Origin of the sequence: Microbacterium sp. MYb72 (assembly GCF_002979415.1) — a bacterium.
In the GTDB taxonomy this organism is placed as follows: Bacteria; Actinomycetota; Actinomycetes; order Actinomycetales; family Microbacteriaceae; genus Microbacterium; species Microbacterium natoriense.
The window spans coordinates 148,030-163,881 of sequence record NZ_PCOT01000004.1 but is presented as its reverse complement, the minus strand read 5'-3'; the positions used below and the strand labels follow the sequence as shown (position 1 = coordinate 163,881).

Here is a 15,852-nt window from a genome sequence, read left to right as displayed (position 1 = left end):
GTTGCCAGGCCGCGAAACCTCTCGGAGTCTGTCGGTCATCCCAGTATGCTCGGGTCATGAGCACGCCGGAAAGCCCTTCCCCGGTCCGCCGGCCGCGGCATGCGCGCGGAGCGGCCCCGACCCTGCACGACGTCGCGCGCGAGGCCGGTGTCTCACTCGCCACCGCATCCCGTGTGCTCAACGGCTCAGAGCGCAAGGTCGCCGAGTCGTTCCGCGAGCGCGTCGAGCGGGCGGCGTCCGAACTCGGGTACACGGCGAACGTCTCCGCGCAGTCGACCGCCAGGGGAACCTCTCCCGTGATCGCCCTGCTCGTCGCCGACATCGCCGACCCGTACTTCGGACTCATCGCCTCCGGCGTCGCGCGCGGAGCGGACGAGCACGGTCTCGTCGTCACGATCGCGATCACCGAACGGGACCCCGAGCGCGAGGCCCGCATCGTGCGGGCGCTCCGCGGACAGCGCCCCCAGGGGCTCATCCTCGCGGCCTCCCGCACCACGGGGCCGCCCGACACGGGAACGGCGCGCGAGCTCGCAGAGTTCTCGCGCCTGGGCGGGCGGATCGTGACCTTCGGCGCCGGCGAGGGCGACGGACGCCACGTCGAGATCGACAACCGCAGCGGTGCGCGGGCGCTGGGCGAGCGCATGGCCCAGCTCGGCTACCGGTCAGCGATCCTGATCGGGGCCGCGGAGGGCGTGCTGACCTCCGACGAGCGCCTCGCGGGCTTCGAGACCGGGTTCGCCGCGGGTGGTGGCTCGGTCGACCGCGTGCTGCGCGGTGACTTCCGCCGCGAGTCGGGCACGGCCCTGATGGCCGCCCAGCTCGCCGCGGGCGTCGAACCCGGCACCCTGGTGTTCGGGATGAGCGACATCGTCGCGATCGGCGCGATGTCGGCGATCCGCGACGCCGGACGCGCCGTGGGCGAGGACATCGCGGTGTGCGGCTTCGACGACGTGCCGTCCAGCAGCGACGTCGCACCAGCCCTCACGACGGTCCGGGTGCCGCTCAGCGAGGTCGGCTACCAGGCGTTCCGGGCGACCGTCGACGCGGACTGGCAGCAGGCGCCGCTCCCGCTCGAGGTGATCGTGCGCGCGAGCACTCCCGGTCTCGCATGACCTCCGTCGTCCTGGCGCCCGACAGCTTCAAGGGCACGATCACGGCCGCGGACGCCGCGGACGCGCTCGCCGCGGGATGGGCCTCCGTCGATCCCGCCGCCTCCTTCGTGCACCGACCCATGGCCGACGGGGGAGAGGGCACGGTCGCCGCGTTCGCCGCGGCGGTGCCGGGCGCAGAGCGGATGCCGGTCACCGTCGACGGACCCGCGGGCGAACCGATCGGCACGGCCTGGCTGCTGCTGCCACCCACAGACGAGGCACCCGGCGGCACCGCGGTCGTCGACCTCGCCTCCACGTCGGGCATCGAGCTCCTCACGACGCTGCGCCCGTGGGATGCCGACACCACCGGACTCGGACAGGCGATCGCCGCGGCGCTCGACCACGGCGTCTCGCGGCTCGTCGTCGGCATCGGGTCCAGTGCGTCGACCGACGGCGGGATGGGGATGCTGACCGCTCTCGGAGCGCGGTTCCTCGACGCCGCGGGAGTACCCGTCGCCCGCGGGGCTCGGGGGCTCGCCGACCTCGCCTCCGTCGACCTCGCGGGTCTGCGGTCTGCGCCATCGACGCTCGTGCTCACCGACGTGACCAACCCGCTGACCGGTCCGCGCGGCGCCGCCGCCGTGTTCGGCCCGCAGAAGGGGCTCACGGCATCCGACATCCCCGTCGTGGACGCAGGGCTCGCGCGTCTCGCCGGGCTGCTGGGACTCGACGCGTCCATGCCCGGCGCGGGCGCGGCCGGAGGAACCGGCGCCGCACTCGTGGTGTGGGGCGCGGCTCTCGCCCCCGGTGCGGCGGAGGTCGCATCGCTCATCGGGCTCGCCGATGCGATCGCCCGCGCCGACGTGGTGATCACGGGCGAGGGGTCGTACGACGGGCAGTCCGGCGACGGCAAGGTGCCCTCGTACATCGCCGCCCTGGCCGCCGACGCGGGGGTTCGCGCGCTGCTCGCGGCCGGCCGCATCACCCCGGATGCCGACACCTCGCCGTTCGCGGCATCCGCCTCGTTGACGGCGCTCGCCGGATCGTCGGAGGCCGCTCTCGCCGACCCCGCTCGCTGGCTCGTCGAGGCCGGCGCCGCGCTCGCCCGCAGCATCCGCTGAGGCGTTCGTCTCGTCGCTGCGCTCCTCGCTCAGCGGTCGGGGGCAGCAGAGCGGGTCGTCGAGCGAGCGGAGCGAGACGAGACGCGGTGGGATCCGCGCGCCCTAGCCCCCGAGCGCGGCGGACACCACGGCGCGGGCCTCCGACTGCACCTCGGCGAGGTGCTCGGGGCCCAGGAGGCTCTCGGCGTACAGCTTGTAGACGTCTTCCGTGCCCGAGGGGCGGGCAGCGAACCAGGCGTGCTCGGTCTGCACCTTGAGGCCGCCGATCGCCGCGCCGTTGCCCGGTGCGTGCGACAGCTTCGCGGTGATGGGCTCGCCGGCGAGAGTCGACGCCGACACGGCCTCGGGGGCGAGCTTCGCCAGCGCGGCCTTCTGCTCGGGCGAGGCCGGCGCGTCGACGCGCTGGTACGCGGACGAGCCGAACGCCTCCTCCAGCTCGCGGTACCGCTCCGACGGGGTCTTGCCGGTCACGGCGATGATCTCGGCGGCGAGCAGGCACAGCAGGATGCCGTCCTTGTCGGTCGACCAGACGGTGCCGTCCTTGCGCAGGAACGAGGCTCCGGCCGACTCCTCCCCGCCGAACGCGACCGAGCCGTCGAGCAGGCCGGGCACGAACCACTTGAACCCGACCGGCACCTCCAGCAGGCGGCGACCCAGCGACTCGGCGACGCGGTCGATGATCATCGACGACACGAGCGTCTTGCCGATCGCGGCATCCCGCGGCCACTCGGCGCGGTGCGAGAACAGGTAGTCGATCGCGACCGCGAGGTAGTGGTTGGGGTTCATGAGACCGGCATCCGGGGTGACGATGCCGTGGCGGTCGGCATCCGCGTCGTTGCCCGTGAGCACGTCGTAGTCGCCCTTCTTGGCGACCAGGGAGGCCATGGCCGAGGGGGATGACGGATCCATGCGGATCTTCTCGTCCCAGTCCAGCGTCATGAAGCGCCACGTCGGGTCGACCTCGGGGTTCACGACGGTGAGGTCGAGGTCGTGCACCTCCTTGATGAGCGCCCAGTACTCGACGGATGCTCCGCCCAGCGGGTCCGCGCCGATCCGCACGCCCGCGCGGCGGATGGCGTCGACGTCGATGATGGTGGAGAGGTCGCGCACGTACGCGTCGCGGAAGTCGTACTCGCCGATCGTGTCCCCGTCGACGTCGGCGTAGCGGACGCGCTTGACGCCGTCGAGGCCGTTCGCGATGAGCTGGTTGGCGCGGTCGGCGATCCAGCCGGTCGCATCCGTGTCGGCGGGGCCGCCGTGCGGAGGGTTGTACTTGAAGCCGCCGTCGCGGGGCGGGTTGTGGCTCGGGGTGACCACGATGCCGTCGGCGCGGCCGGCGGCATCCGGAGCCAGGTCGCGGTTGTAGGTGAGGATCGCGTGACTGAGCGCCGGCGTCGGCACCCAGGAGTCGCGGGAGTCGACGCGCACGTCCACCCCGTTGGCGATGAGCACCTCGATGGCGCTGCGCTCGGCGGGGAGGGACAGTGCGTGGGTGTCGCGTCCGAGGAAGAGCGGGCCGGTGATGCCCTGGCCGGTGCGATAGTCGACGATCGCCTGGGTGGTCGCGAGGATGTGGTTCTCGTTGAAGCTGTTCGACAGCGAGGAGCCGCGGTGGCCGCTGGTGCCGAACACGACGCGCTCGGCGGCGACGCCGGGGTCCGGTACGCGATCGTAGTAGGCGGCGATCAGCTCGTCGACGTCGATGAGGTCACTTTCCTCCGCGGGGAGGCCGGCACGGCTCGTCATGCAGACAGTCTGCACCGAGCGGGCCGTTCGCGCACGTCTCATTTCCAGAGGTGTGAAGGTTTTCGTCGGCGGGAGTCTCACGCGCGACGCGGAAGGCTAAGGTGAAACGCGTGACTGAACGCCGCACCTACAGCTACCTCGGCCCCGCAGGAACGTTCACCGAAGCGGCGCTCGACCAGGTCCCCGAGGCGCGCGGCCAGGAATGGCGCCCCGTGCACAACGTCGGGGAAGCGCTCGACGACGTGCTGTCGGGGGTGTCGGATGCCGCGATGATCGCGATCGAGAACTCGATCGAGGGCGGCGTCTCCACCACGCAGGACGCGCTGGCCACGCTGCCAGGACTGCGGATCATCGGCGAGTACCTCGTCAGGGTGAACTTCGTGCTGGTGGCGCCCCGAGGCACCCGGCTCGAGGACGTCTCCGTCATCGCCGCCCACCCCGTCGCCTACGCCCAGTGCCACGGCTGGCTCGGCGAGCACCTGCCGCAGCACTCCCACGTGCCGGCCGCGAGCAACGTCGCCTCCGCGATCGGCGTGCTCGACGGCTCGCTCCCCGCCCAGGCGGCGATCGCACCTCCCGGCATCGTGAAGCACTACGACGTGGACGTGCTCGCCGATGGCATCGGCGACAACGCCCAGGCCGTCACCCGCTTCGTGCTCGTGACCCGCACGACGCGCTCGCCGGAGCCCACCGGGGCCGACAAGACCTCGCTCATCGTCGAGCTGCCCCACGACCACCCCGGTTCGCTGCTCGAGATGCTCGAGCAGTTCTCGACCCGCGGCATCAACCTGTCGCTGATCGAATCCCGCCCCATCGGCGACGAGCTCGGCCGCTACAGGTTCGTCATCGACGCCGACGGTCACATCGAGCACGAGCGCATGGCCGACGCGCTGCTCGGCATCCGCCGGTTCAGCCCCCGAGTGGTGTTCCTCGGCTCCTACCCCCGCGCCGACAGGCAGATCGTGCAGTACCCGGAGCGCTACTCCGACGACGTGTTCGTCGAGGCGCGCGACTGGCTGCGCGGCATCCTCTCCGGAGAGCCCGACGCCTGACCGCCCTCGCGTGCGGGCACGCGACGATGCCTCGCCGTGCGTCCCCTCCCGGCCCCCGTGGGCGTCCCACCGATGGTATGGATCAAAAATGTAGGTGCAGGGGGCCTTGGAGCGGCATCTCTGATCCATCCTGAGCAGCTCAGAAGCCAGGCGAGTCGGACTGCACAAACAGGTGAGCGGGCGGGTTGTCCACCTGGCCTGGGACAGGAGCTCGAACACCGCGACGGGAAAGCACCGTCGATGCGAGCATGCCGGAATGCGTCATCGAATCCCTCTCCCCGAACAGCTGGGGCCCGAGTTCAGCGTCCGGAGGGCCGCAGCCCTCGGCATCCGTAGGGGGAGAGCGGATGCCGCCGACCTCGTGCGTCCGTTCCACGGCGTGAGATCGGTTGCGCCTCCGGAATCGTTCCGGGCGAGAGTGGACTGCTACCTTCCGCGGATGCGCCCGGAGCAGCGCTTCGTCGGGAGGACGGCGGTGCGTCTGTGGGCGCTTCCGCTCTCAGAAGCCTGGTGCGTCGAGGAAGAGCTCGAGGTCGCGTCGCCGCAGGAGCACAGCCCTCCGCGAGCGGCGGGGGTCAGGGGGCGCCGGCTCGGCGCCGCACGGGCGCGGACCTGGCATCTCCGAGGGGCGCCCGTGGTCGATCCCGTCGCCGCGGTCTTCAGCTGCGCCGGAGAGCTCAGCGTGCGCGAGCTGGTGGTCCTGCTCGACGCGCTCGTCACAGGCTGCTCCCACTATCCGGGGCTCGACGAGGCCGGCAGACCCCGGCTCTTCCTGCACGAGGTCGAGACCCGGCTCGACGAGTGGGGACGGTTCCGCGGCAGCGGCACGGTGAGAAAGGCCCTCCGGCGCGCGCGAGAGGGGGTTGAATCGCCGAAGGAGACGGAGACGCGGCTGGTCATCGTGGATGTCGGTCTACCGGAACCGGAGGTGCAGTTCGTGGTGAGGGACGGATCCCGCTTCGTCGCCAGAGTGGATCTCGCGTACCCCGAGCTGAGGATCGCGATCGAGTACGAGGGCGACGGGCATCGCACCGACAAGGCGCAGTGGCGGAAGGACATCGCGCGACAGCGGGATCTCGAGGGCTGCGGGTGGCTCGTCATCCGCCTCACCCAGTCGGACCTCGATGATCCCGGCGTCTTTCTCGCGTGCCTCCGTCGGGCTCTCTCTTCTCGCATGATCACCCGATGATGGATCAGAAATGCTGTGGAGAGGCTCCCTGGAGAGTCATTTCTGATCCATAGCGCGATCGATCGTCCATAGTGCGATCGATCCCGGGCGGGGTCAGTGCTCGCGGAACAGCGGCCAGGCGCTGCCCGGCGCCATGCGGGAGTGCAGAGCGCCCTTCGCCGACGCCAGGCTGGGGTAGCTGCCTGTTGCGGCATCCGACCCTGCCATCACGACCGTGTAGCCGTCGTCGTCGTGGCGGATGCTGCCGACGACTCCGTTCGTGCCGTAGGCGACCCAGAGAGCGAGGGTCTTCGTGGTACTCATCATCGAACTCCTTCCGTTGCGGGCGACGCTACGCCTGTCCCGCACAGAAGACCACCCTCGCGCGGCGATTCACATCGCGGCGGCGATGAGCTCCAGCGTCTGCGCGCGGCCAGGGGAGGAGTCGCGGGGCTCCGCGTCGTACGACGCGGCGACCGGAGACAGCATGACCTCGTCGACGCCGTACCGCTCCGCGAACCCGCGCACCTCGGCGGCGACCGACTCCCCGGTGCCGACGAACCAGCGCTCGCGGGCGGCCGACACGACCTGCTCGGTGGCGGCATCCGCCTCCGCCGAGGCGGCGACGGCCTGCTCGACGGTCTCCAGCGCGACCAGCGGCTTGTTCAGACGCAGCCGCGCCATCATGCGCAGCTGGGGGAGAGCGCGGGCCTCCGCCTCGTCCTGCGTCGGCGCGGCCACGGCGTTCACGGTGAGGAAGGTGCGCGGCTCTGGGTGCTCCTCGCTCGGGCGGTAGCCGGTGCGGTACAGGTCGAGGGCGCGCTCCAGCCCCTGGCCGGAGAAGTGGTTGGCGAACACGTACGGCAGGCCGTGGGATGCCGCCAGCTGCGCCGAGTAGTCGCTCGAGCCGAGCAGCCACATCTCGGGGGAGCCGGTGGCGGCGGGCGTCGCGTGCACCGTGTACTCGCCGCCGGACGTGAAGCGGACGGTGGCGCCGTCTCCGGAGAGGAGCGCCGCGATGTCCTGCACGTGCCGGGGGAACTGCTCGACGTCGCTCGTGGTGCCGGAGCCGCGGAGCAGCTGAGTGATGACGGGGTCGCTGCCCGGCGCCCGGCCGAGACCGAGGTCGATGCGTCCGGGGGCGATGGCCTCCAGCGCGGCGAACTGCTCCGCGACGATGAGCGGGGCGTGGTTCGGGAGCATCACGCCGCCGGAACCCAGCCGGATGCTCGTGGTGCGGGTCGCGGCGGCGGCGATCAGCACCGGCGGAGTCGTGGATGCCACGGCCGGCATGTTGTGGTGCTCGGCGAACCAGTAGCGGCGGTACCCCAGCCGATCGGCGGTCTGCGCGAGGCTGAGGGAGGCGGCGATGGCCTCCGCGCTGGTCTGCCCGGAGCGGACCGGGACGAGGTCGAGGACGGAGAGAGCGGTCACCCAGGCTCCAACCGCTGCTCGCGCGAGGGCATTCCCAGTACCGTGGTGGGCATGGGCGTCGAATTCTTCTACATCCTCGTCGGCAGCGTCGTCGTGGCGGCGATCGCGCGATGGCGGGGGTGGCCGGCGCCGCTGCTGGTCACGGTGGTCGCGCTCGCGGCATCCTTCCTCCCTTTCGTCCCCGATCTGCAGACCGACGGGCACCTGCTGCTGAACCTCGTGCTGCCGCCGCTGCTGTACTCGGCGGCGCTCGACGTCTCGTTCGTGGGCTTCAAGCGCAGCCTGCCGCAGATCCAGCGCCTCGGGATCTGGCTCGTGCTGCTCACGACGCTCGCGGTCGGCGTGGTGGCGTGGCTGATCCTGCCCTCGCTGACCCTGCCTGGTGCGCTGCTGCTCGGCGCGATCGTGGCCCCGCCCGACGCGGTGTCGGCCGCGGCGATCGGCCGCAAGCTCGGACTGCCCCGGCGCATCATGAACGTGCTCTCCGGCGAGAGCCTCATCAACGACGCCACCTCGCTCACCCTGTACCGGGTGTTCGCCTCGCTCCTCGTCAGCGCCACCGTCACCATCACCGTGTGGGACGGCATCTGGCAGTTCATCGTCGCCGTCGTGGTCGGCGTCGTCATCGGCCTGATCTTCGGCATCGTGCTGCACCAGCTGCGGATGCGGATCGACGACGCGGTCGTGATCGGCACCTTCGGGCTGCTCGCCCCGTTCGGCGCGTACGCGATCGCGGAGCACCTCGGCGGCTCCGGCGTGCTCGCCGTCGTGGCGATGGGCATCTACGTCGGCTTCAACGCCCCGCGCACCGACTACACCACGCGGCAGCAGGAGAAGCCGCTGTGGCTCTCGGCCGACCTGCTGCTGGAGAGCTTCGTGTTCGCCTACATCGGGCTGCAGTTCCCCCGCGTGCTCCGCGACCTCAGCGGAGAGTCTGTCGGACACATCCTGTGGCTGTCGGCGGCGGTGCTGGTGGTCGTGCTGCTGGTGCGTCCGCTCTATGTGTACCCCGCGAACGCGTGGGCGAACCGCCTCGACCGCAAACGCCTCGAGCGGTGGGACCGCGGGGTCGAGTCCGGCGAGTTCGAGAAGCGGCGGGGCCACTCGCGGCGGTGGCGCGATCAGGATCCCGATGAGCTGCGCGAGCAGATCGTGAAGGAGCGGATGGCGGGGCTCCAGCTCACCTGGAAGGACAACGCCGTCATCTCCTGGGCGGGCATGCGCGGCGTCGTCACGCTGGCGACCGCCCTCGCGGCGGCCGACCTCGCGACGCTCGCCCCCGAGGCCTCGCACGCGATCGTCGTCGTCGCCTTCATCGTCACCGTCGGCACGCTCCTGCTGCAGGGGCTCACGCTGCCGGTGCTGATCCGGCGCCTCGGCATCGGGAGCGACTCGGAGCACGAGGAGGACGCGCAGGCGCTCGCCGCCGTGCAGGCGAAGACCCGCGAGGCGGGCAAGGAGTTCATCGCCGCCAAGCGCGTGGAGTGGGAGGCGAAGCACGGCTCCCTCGACCTCAGCGTCTTCGATGCCTTCGCCAAGCGGATGACCCGCGTGGAGAAGGACGCCGATGAGGCGCAGCAGGTGGAGGATGCCGCGGCCCGACCCTCGTACGAAGACCTCGTCTCCCTGTTCAGGGGGTGGCTGCACGTGCGTCGGGAGATCGTTCTCGCCGAGCGCGATGCCGGCAACCTCGACGAGGAGGTCATGCGCGAGCTGCTCGCGGCGATGGATGCCGAGGAGCTGGCGCTCGACACCCGCGGCGCGATGCGCCAGCAGGAGCGGTAGCGCGGCGGCATCCGCTCTTCCCGTTCACGACTCCTCAAAGAACGGGTTCGCGCCCGAGGACGCCCCTGTGGTTCCGGGGCGGGCGCTTGCGTGGTCTGCGGTTCGTGAGGAGTTGTGAACCGCTCAGATGCGAGAGCGCCCCACCCCGCGGACGGGATGGGGCGCTCTCGCGTGCGGTGGGCGAGCGGTCAGTTCGCGGCGACCGGCTGCTTGTCCGACGCGGCATCCGCCTCGGGGGAGTCGTCGCCCGAGTCGTCGGCGAAGGGCAGGCCCTCGCGCGGCGCGTTGTAGAGCTCCTCGTCGAGGATGCCCTCGCGCTTGGCGACGATGGTCGGCACGAGCGCCTGACCGGCGACGTTCACCGCGGTGCGGCCCATGTCGAGGATCGGGTCGATCGCGATGAGCAGGCCGACGCCGGCGAGAGGCAGGCCGAGCGTGGAGAGCGTCAGCGTGAGCATCACGATGGCGCCGGTGGTCCCTGCGGTCGCGGCCGAGCCCACCACCGAGACCACGATGATCATGATGTACTGCCACCACTCCAGCTGGATGCCGAAGAACTGCGCCACGAAGATCGCGGCGATGGCCGGGTAGATCGCGGCGCAGCCGTCCATCTTGGTGGTCGCGCCCAGCGGCACGGCGAAGGACGCGTAGGAGCGCGGCACGCCGAGGTTGCGCTCGGTCACGCGCTCGGTGAGCGGGAGGGTGCCGATCGACGAGCGGCTGACGAAGGCCAGCTGCACGGCCGGCCACACGCCCGAGAAGTACTGCCTGATCGACAGGCCGTTGGTCTTGACGATGATCGGGTAGACCACGAAGAGCACGAGGGCGAGGCCGATGTAGATCGCGATGGCGAACCATCCGAGCGAGGCCAGCTTCTCCCAGCCGTACTTGACGACGGCGGCGCCGATGAGGCCGAAGGTGCCGAGCGGGGCGATGCGGATGATCCACCACAGCACGCGCTGGATGACCTTGAGCAGCGACTCGGTGAAGGCGAGGAAGGGCTCTGCCTTCTTGCCCGCCTTGAGCGCGGCGATGCCCACGGCCACGGCGACGACGATGATCTGCAGCACGTTGAAGCCGATGCTGGAGGTCGCACTGCCCGACTCCGCGTCGACCGAGGTGCTCACGGTGAGGCCGAGGAAGTTCTGCGGGATGAGGCCTGTGAGGAAGTTCCACCAGGTGCCGACCGTGTACGGGTCGCCCTCCTGCAGGCCCTCGCCCGCGCGGGAACCGGGCTGGATGATGAGGCCGAGGCCGATGCCGATCACCACGGCGATGAACGCCGTGTAGGCGAACCAGAGGAGCGTCTGCCCTGCCAGGCGCGCGGCGTTCTGCACGCGGCGCAGGTTCGAGATGCTCGCGACGATCGCGGTGAAGATCAGCGGGATGACGGCGGCGCGCAGCAGCGTCACGTACGAGCCGCCGATCGTGTCGAGGGTCGCGGAGAGGCCGTTCGGCGCCTCGGCGGTGGCGCCGAGGTTGCGGGCGACGAGGCCTGCGACGATGCCGAGGACGAGGGCGGCGATGATCTGGAAGCCGAACGAGGTCAGCAGCTTCCGTACGGGACCGCGGGTGTCGGGCGCCTTCGCGGCGCGGGCGGTGGTGCTCATGTGGGGGGACTCCAGGAATGACTGCGTGCCGAGTGCACGCCATAGCCTCAACGCTAGGAGCGCCTGTGAATTCCCTGGGTGGATGTGACGAAGCATGACGGATGCCGGCGGCATCCGTCGTGCCCGAGTCAGGTCGTGCACTCCTCGAAGTTGTCCTTGAGGATCTTGACGGTGAGGTCGCGGTCCTCGACGCTGGACGCCTGGTCCTTGCCCTGCGCGATGTAGCTGAGGGTCTCGTTGCTGAGCTTCGAATCCAGCAGGTAGCCGGCGAAGCAGGCCGCGGCATCCGCGTTCACCTGATCGCTCATGCTCTGCGAGGTGTAGTAGTCGATCAGCCCGTCGGTCAACTGCTTCTCGGTCGGTCGGCTCGCACCGCAGGCGGCGAGGGAGAGGGCGAGGGCGGCGACGGGCAGCGCCATCAGCACGCGTGCGGGGGTGCGCAACTTCCGGTCCGGATTCATGGCCTCCACCGTACGCGTTCCGGCGCCGGATCAGAGGGCGGCGGGCGGAGAGAACTGCCCATACCCCGGGGACGGCGCCTGTGGCACCATGTGGTCATGTTCATGGTGACGACGAACGACATCCCCGGCTACCGCATCACCAACGTGCTCGGTGAGGTCATGGGCATCACGGTCCGCTCGACCGACTTCGGCCAGGGGTTCACGGCGGGTTTCCGGGCGCTCGGCGGCGGGGAGATCCCCGAGTACACGCAGATGATGTACGAGAGCCGCCAGGTCGTGATGAGCCGCATGTGGGCCGAGGCGCAGCAGCGCGGCGGCAACGCGATCGTCGCCATGCGCTTCGACGCCGGGTCGATCGGCACCTTCAGCGAGATCTGCGCCTACGGGACTGCCGTGGTGGTGGAGCCGGTGGGGGCGCCGCCCGCACCGCCCGTCGTCCCGCAGCAGCCGGCGGTGTGACTCAGGCCATCACGAGCAGCTCGCCGACCTCGCACTGCAGCGCCTCGCAGATCGCCCGCAGCGTCGAGTAGCGGATGGCGCGTGCACGGTCGTTCTTGAGGACCGACAGGTTGACGATGCTGACGCCGACCTGCGCGCTCAGCTCGGTGAGGGTCATGCCGCGATCGGCGAGCAGCTCATCGAGTCGGCAGTGGATGCCGGTGAACTCGCCGTCGCTCTCGGCCGGGGTCACACCAGCCCCTCCGTCTCCTTCTCCAGCTGCTCCTTCTCGCCCTGCAGTCGACTGCCGTGGCGGAAGATCGCGGCGAGGGCGAAGCATCCGACGCCCACGGCGAAGGGCCAGACCGGCACGCTGAGCTCGAAGGGGATGAAGGCGTCGTCCGTCTGCGGTAGAGCCTGTGCGGCGACGGTCATCCCGACCTGGCGGAGGATGCCGCCGATCACCGCCGTCGACATGACGATGATCGCGGTCGCGACGAAGACCCGGGGGACGGTCGCGTCGAACGGGGCGCCGAGCGCGGCGCGCTGCGCGGCCACGTGGATCGCCCATGCGATCGAGGCGGAGCAGACCAGCAGCAGCACGCCGGAGATGAGCATCAGGATCTGCGCGCCCACGGGCGGGTTCACCACAGCGCCGTAGCAGTCCAGCTCCGTCCCGCCCTCGGCGCCTGCGAAGTCGCAGTTGTCCGGCGTGGAGGCCTTCGCACGGTCGAGCACCGGCTGGTCGAGGGAGATCGTCTTCATGGTGAGCGCCTGGAAGACGGCGAGGAGCACGCCGACCCCGCACAGGAAGACCCAGCCGAGGCTGAGCCGGTCGACCACGTCGAGGACGAGGGTCTTGCGGCGCCGGCGGTGGGAGCTCGCGACGCTCATCGCGACGACCGCTCCGACGATCAGGAAGCCGATGAGCAGGGTCAGCAGACCCGCGCCCAGATTCTCCGCGGTGAACGTCATCAGACCAGCCCTCTCTGCGCCCGGCGGGACACCCTCCCGCCATAACGATTATCGATATTATCGATTTTCGTTAAGGTATCGGATGCCGGTCCTCCCGTCAACGGACGCCCCGCGCGACGGCATCCGCTCCGCCCCGTCACCGACCGCCACGGGCGGTATGCCCACGGCGAACACGGGCATACCGGCTCGATGTGGTGGTTACTCTCGATGTACAAGCGCTTCACGCGTCTTCGCCCCGTGCGAATAAGGAGTCACAGCATGTTCGAGAGATTCACGGACCGAGCCCGTCGAGTGGTCGTCCTCGCCCAAGAAGAGGCGAAGATGCTCAACCACAACTACATCGGCACCGAGCACATCCTGCTCGGCCTCATCCACGAGGGCGAGGGCGTCGCCGCCAAGGCGCTCGAAAGCCTGGGCATCTCCCTTGACGCCGTCCGCGAGCAGGTCCAGGACATCATCGGCCAGGGTCAGCAGCAGCCGACCGGGCACATCCCGTTCACGCCGCGCGCCAAGAAGGTGCTCGAGCTCAGCCTCCGCGAGGCCCTGCAGCTCGGCCACAACTACATCGGCACCGAGCACATCCTGCTCGGCCTCATCCGCGAGGGCGAGGGCGTCGCCGCTCAGGTGCTCGTCAAGCTCGGCGCCGACCTGAACAAGGTGCGCCAGCAGGTCATCCAGCTGCTGTCCGGCGCCCCCGGTCGTGAGCCCGCCGCCGTCGGCGCGCAGACCAACGACTCGCAGGCCAGCGCCCAGGGCGGGTCGGCGGTGCTCGACCAGTTCGGCCGCAACCTCACGCAGGCCGCGCGCGACAACAAGCTCGACCCGGTCATCGGGCGCGAGAAGGAGGCGGAGCGGGTCATGCAGATCCTCTCTCGTCGCTCCAAGAACAACCCCGTCCTCATCGGCGAGCCCGGCGTCGGCAAGACCGCCGTCGTCGAGGGACTGGCGCAGGCCATCGTCAAGGGCGATGTCCCCGAGACGCTGAAGGACAAGCAGCTCTACTCGCTCGACCTCGGCTCGCTCATCGCCGGTTCCCGCTACCGCGGCGACTTCGAGGAGCGCCTGAAGAAGGTCACCAAGGAGATCCGCACGCGCGGCGACATCATCGTCTTCATCGACGAGATCCACACCCTCGTGGGTGCGGGTGCCGCCGAGGGCGCGATCGACGCCGCGTCGATCCTCAAGCCGCTCCTCGCCCGTGGAGAGCTCCAGACCATCGGCGCCACCACGCTCGACGAGTACCGCAAGCACTTCGAGAAGGATGCTGCGCTCGAGCGCCGCTTCCAGCCGGTGCAGGTCAACGAGCCGACGCTGCCGCACACGATCAACATCCTCAAGGGTCTGCGCGACCGCTACGAGGCGCACCACAAGGTGCAGATCACCGACGGCGCACTCGTGGCCGCGGCGAACCTCGCCGACCGGTACGTGTCCGACCGCTTCCTGCCCGACAAGGCGATCGACCTGATCGACGAGGCCGGCGCGCGTCTGCGCCTCAGCATCCTGTCGTCGCCGCCCGAGCTGCGCGAGTTCGACGAGAAGATCGCCGCTGTCCGCGAGCAGAAGGAGCTGGCCTCCGAGGAGCAGGACTTCGAGAAGGCTGCCTCGCTGCGCGACGAGGAGAAGAGCCTCCTCGCGGAGCGCCTGCGCCTCGAGAAGCAGTGGCGTTCGGGTGACGTCGCGACCTCTGCGGTCGTCGACGAGGGCCTGATCGCCGAGGTGCTCGCACAGGCCACCGGCATCCCCGTCTTCAAGCTCACCGAAGAGGAGTCCTCGCGTCTCGTCTTCATGGAGAAGGCCCTGCACCAGCGCGTCATCGGTCAGGAGGAGGCGATCGCCGCCCTCTCCAAGACGATCCGCCGCCAGCGCGCCGGCCTCAAGGACCCGAAGCGTCCCTCCGGCTCGTTCATCTTCGCCGGCCCCACGGGCGTCGGAAAGACCGAGCTCGCGAAGGCGCTCGCCGAGTTCCTGTTCGACGACGAAGCCGCCCTGATCTCGCTCGACATGAGCGAGTTCGGCGAGAAGCACACCGTCTCGCGTCTGTTCGGAGCCCCTCCCGGGTTCGTCGGATTCGAAGAGGGCGGCCAGCTCACCGAGAAGGTGCGTCGCAAGCCGTTCAGCGTGGTCCTGTTCGACGAGATCGAGAAGGCCCACCCGGACATCTTCAACTCGCTCCTGCAGATCCTCGAAGAGGGTCGCCTCACCGACGGTCAGGGTCGGATCGTGGACTTCAAGAACACGGTCATCATCATGACCACCAACCTCGGTGCACGCGACATCGCGGGCGGTCCCGTCGGCTTCCAGATCGAGGGCAGCAACGCCACGACCTACGAGCGCATGAAGGGCAAGGTCAACGAGGAGCTGAAGCGTCACTTCAAGCCCGAGTTCCTGAACCGCGTCGACGACATCATCGTGTTCCCGCAGCTCAACAAGGAGGAGCTGGTGCAGATCGTCGATCTGTTCACCAAGCGCCTCGGCGAGCGGCTGCTCGACCGCGACATGACGATCGAGCTGTCGCAGGCCGCGAAGGAGCGTCTCATCGAGATCGGCTTCGACCCGGCCCTCGGCGCCCGTCCGCTGCGTCGCGCGATGCAGCACGAGATCGAGGACCGTCTGTCGGAGAAGATCCTGCACGGCGAGCTCAACTCCGGCGACCACGTCAAGGTGGATGCCGCGGACGGCGAGTTCCAGTTCGAGCACGGCCCGCGCGGCGAGAAGGTCGCGGTCGGTGTGACCACCGGCGGCGAGATCACGGCCACCCCCGACCTGGCGGTCGCCAGCGGGGAGTGACCTCCCGATGAACGAAGGGGCGGATGCTGCGGCATCCGCCCCTTCGTCGTCCCCGGGACGGCCCGTGGAACTCCGACAGCGGGCGGGAAAACGGAGAGGAACAGGGCACCGTGCGGCGTGCCGCGAGGAGACACGCCGGTGTGCGCGCATCCGGTCCGAGTTTTCCAAGCGGGCGGGCCGAGGT

14 protein-coding genes are annotated in these 15,852 nt (G+C 70.0%); 7 read left to right on the top strand and 7 right to left on the bottom strand.

What is annotated here, in order from left to right:
* Positions 1-56 precede the first annotated feature (56 nt).
* Positions 57-1,112 carry a LacI family DNA-binding transcriptional regulator gene (locus tag CQ047_RS03660; protein ID WP_105672927.1) on the top strand — a complete coding sequence of 352 codons (1,056 nt, stop codon included), beginning with the start codon at positions 57-59 and terminating at the stop codon, positions 1,110-1,112.
* On the top strand, positions 1,109-2,212 hold the full coding sequence (locus CQ047_RS03655; protein WP_105672926.1) for a glycerate kinase: 1,104 nt from the start codon (positions 1,109-1,111) through the stop codon (positions 2,210-2,212). The genes CQ047_RS03660 and CQ047_RS03655 overlap by 4 nt, the downstream gene beginning before the upstream one ends.
* 102 nt (positions 2,213-2,314) lie before the next feature.
* On the opposite strand, the gene pgm is transcribed toward CQ047_RS03655, so the two are convergent.
* Positions 2,315-3,958: a phosphoglucomutase (alpha-D-glucose-1,6-bisphosphate-dependent) gene (gene pgm, locus CQ047_RS03650; protein ID WP_105672946.1), complete on the bottom strand. Its 1,644-nt coding sequence runs from the start codon at positions 3,956-3,958 to the stop codon at positions 2,315-2,317.
* Between the two features lie 101 nt (positions 3,959-4,059).
* On the opposite strand from pgm, the gene pheA reads away from it, so the two are divergent.
* Positions 4,060-5,010, top strand: a complete 951-nt coding sequence (pheA, locus tag CQ047_RS03645) for a prephenate dehydratase (protein ID WP_105672925.1) — start codon at positions 4,060-4,062, stop codon at positions 5,008-5,010.
* Positions 5,011-5,266: 256 nt separating this feature from the next.
* Positions 5,267-6,199, top strand: coding sequence for an endonuclease domain-containing protein (locus CQ047_RS03640; protein WP_146114263.1), 933 nt, complete (start codon positions 5,267-5,269; stop codon positions 6,197-6,199).
* A 93-nt stretch (positions 6,200-6,292) separates the two neighbouring features.
* On the opposite strand, the gene CQ047_RS03635 is transcribed toward CQ047_RS03640, so the two are convergent.
* Together CQ047_RS03635 and CQ047_RS03630 are read right to left on the bottom strand one after the other, a co-directional pair.
* Positions 6,293-6,502: a methyltransferase gene (locus tag CQ047_RS03635; RefSeq protein ID WP_105672945.1), complete on the bottom strand. Its 210-nt coding sequence runs from the start codon at positions 6,500-6,502 to the stop codon at positions 6,293-6,295.
* Positions 6,503-6,571: 69 nt separating this feature from the next.
* Positions 6,572-7,612, bottom strand: a complete 1,041-nt coding sequence (locus CQ047_RS03630) for an LLM class flavin-dependent oxidoreductase (RefSeq protein ID WP_105672923.1) — start codon at positions 7,610-7,612, stop codon at positions 6,572-6,574.
* 51 nt (positions 7,613-7,663) lie between these two features.
* On the opposite strand from CQ047_RS03630, the gene CQ047_RS03625 reads away from it, so the two are divergent.
* On the top strand, positions 7,664-9,397 hold the full coding sequence (locus tag CQ047_RS03625) for a sodium:proton antiporter (protein WP_105672922.1): 1,734 nt from the start codon (positions 7,664-7,666) through the stop codon (positions 9,395-9,397).
* Between the two features lie 188 nt (positions 9,398-9,585).
* Here CQ047_RS03625 and CQ047_RS03620 read toward each other — a convergent pair whose 3' ends face one another.
* Both CQ047_RS03620 and CQ047_RS03615 read right to left on the bottom strand, forming a co-directional pair.
* Positions 9,586-11,007 carry a dicarboxylate/amino acid:cation symporter gene (locus CQ047_RS03620; RefSeq protein ID WP_105672921.1) on the bottom strand — a complete coding sequence of 474 codons (1,422 nt, stop codon included), beginning with the start codon at positions 11,005-11,007 and terminating at the stop codon, positions 9,586-9,588.
* Positions 11,008-11,135: 128 nt separating this feature from the next.
* Positions 11,136-11,468 carry a hypothetical protein gene (locus CQ047_RS03615; protein WP_105672920.1) on the bottom strand — a complete coding sequence of 111 codons (333 nt, stop codon included), beginning with the start codon at positions 11,466-11,468 and terminating at the stop codon, positions 11,136-11,138.
* 96 nt (positions 11,469-11,564) lie between these two features.
* On the opposite strand from CQ047_RS03615, the gene CQ047_RS03610 reads away from it, so the two are divergent.
* The gene (locus CQ047_RS03610; protein ID WP_105672944.1) at positions 11,565-11,927 is read left to right on the top strand and encodes a YbjQ family protein; all 363 of its coding nucleotides are present in this window, start codon (positions 11,565-11,567) and stop codon (positions 11,925-11,927) included.
* A 1-nt stretch (position 11,928) separates the two neighbouring features.
* Here the strand turns inward: CQ047_RS03610 and CQ047_RS03605 are convergent, their stop codons facing one another.
* Together CQ047_RS03605 and CQ047_RS03600 are read right to left on the bottom strand one after the other, a co-directional pair.
* Positions 11,929-12,159, bottom strand: coding sequence for a helix-turn-helix transcriptional regulator (locus CQ047_RS03605; protein ID WP_105672919.1), 231 nt, complete (start codon positions 12,157-12,159; stop codon positions 11,929-11,931).
* Positions 12,156-12,881 carry a hypothetical protein gene (locus tag CQ047_RS03600; protein ID WP_105672918.1) on the bottom strand — a complete coding sequence of 242 codons (726 nt, stop codon included), beginning with the start codon at positions 12,879-12,881 and terminating at the stop codon, positions 12,156-12,158. The genes CQ047_RS03605 and CQ047_RS03600 overlap by 4 nt, the downstream gene beginning before the upstream one ends.
* Before the next feature lie 258 nt (positions 12,882-13,139).
* Between CQ047_RS03600 and CQ047_RS03595 the strand changes: the two genes are divergently transcribed.
* Positions 13,140-15,668 (top strand): ATP-dependent Clp protease ATP-binding subunit, encoded by a 2,529-nt coding sequence (locus CQ047_RS03595; protein WP_105672917.1) that lies wholly within the window; start codon positions 13,140-13,142, stop codon positions 15,666-15,668.
* Positions 15,669-15,852: the final 184 nt, after the last annotated feature.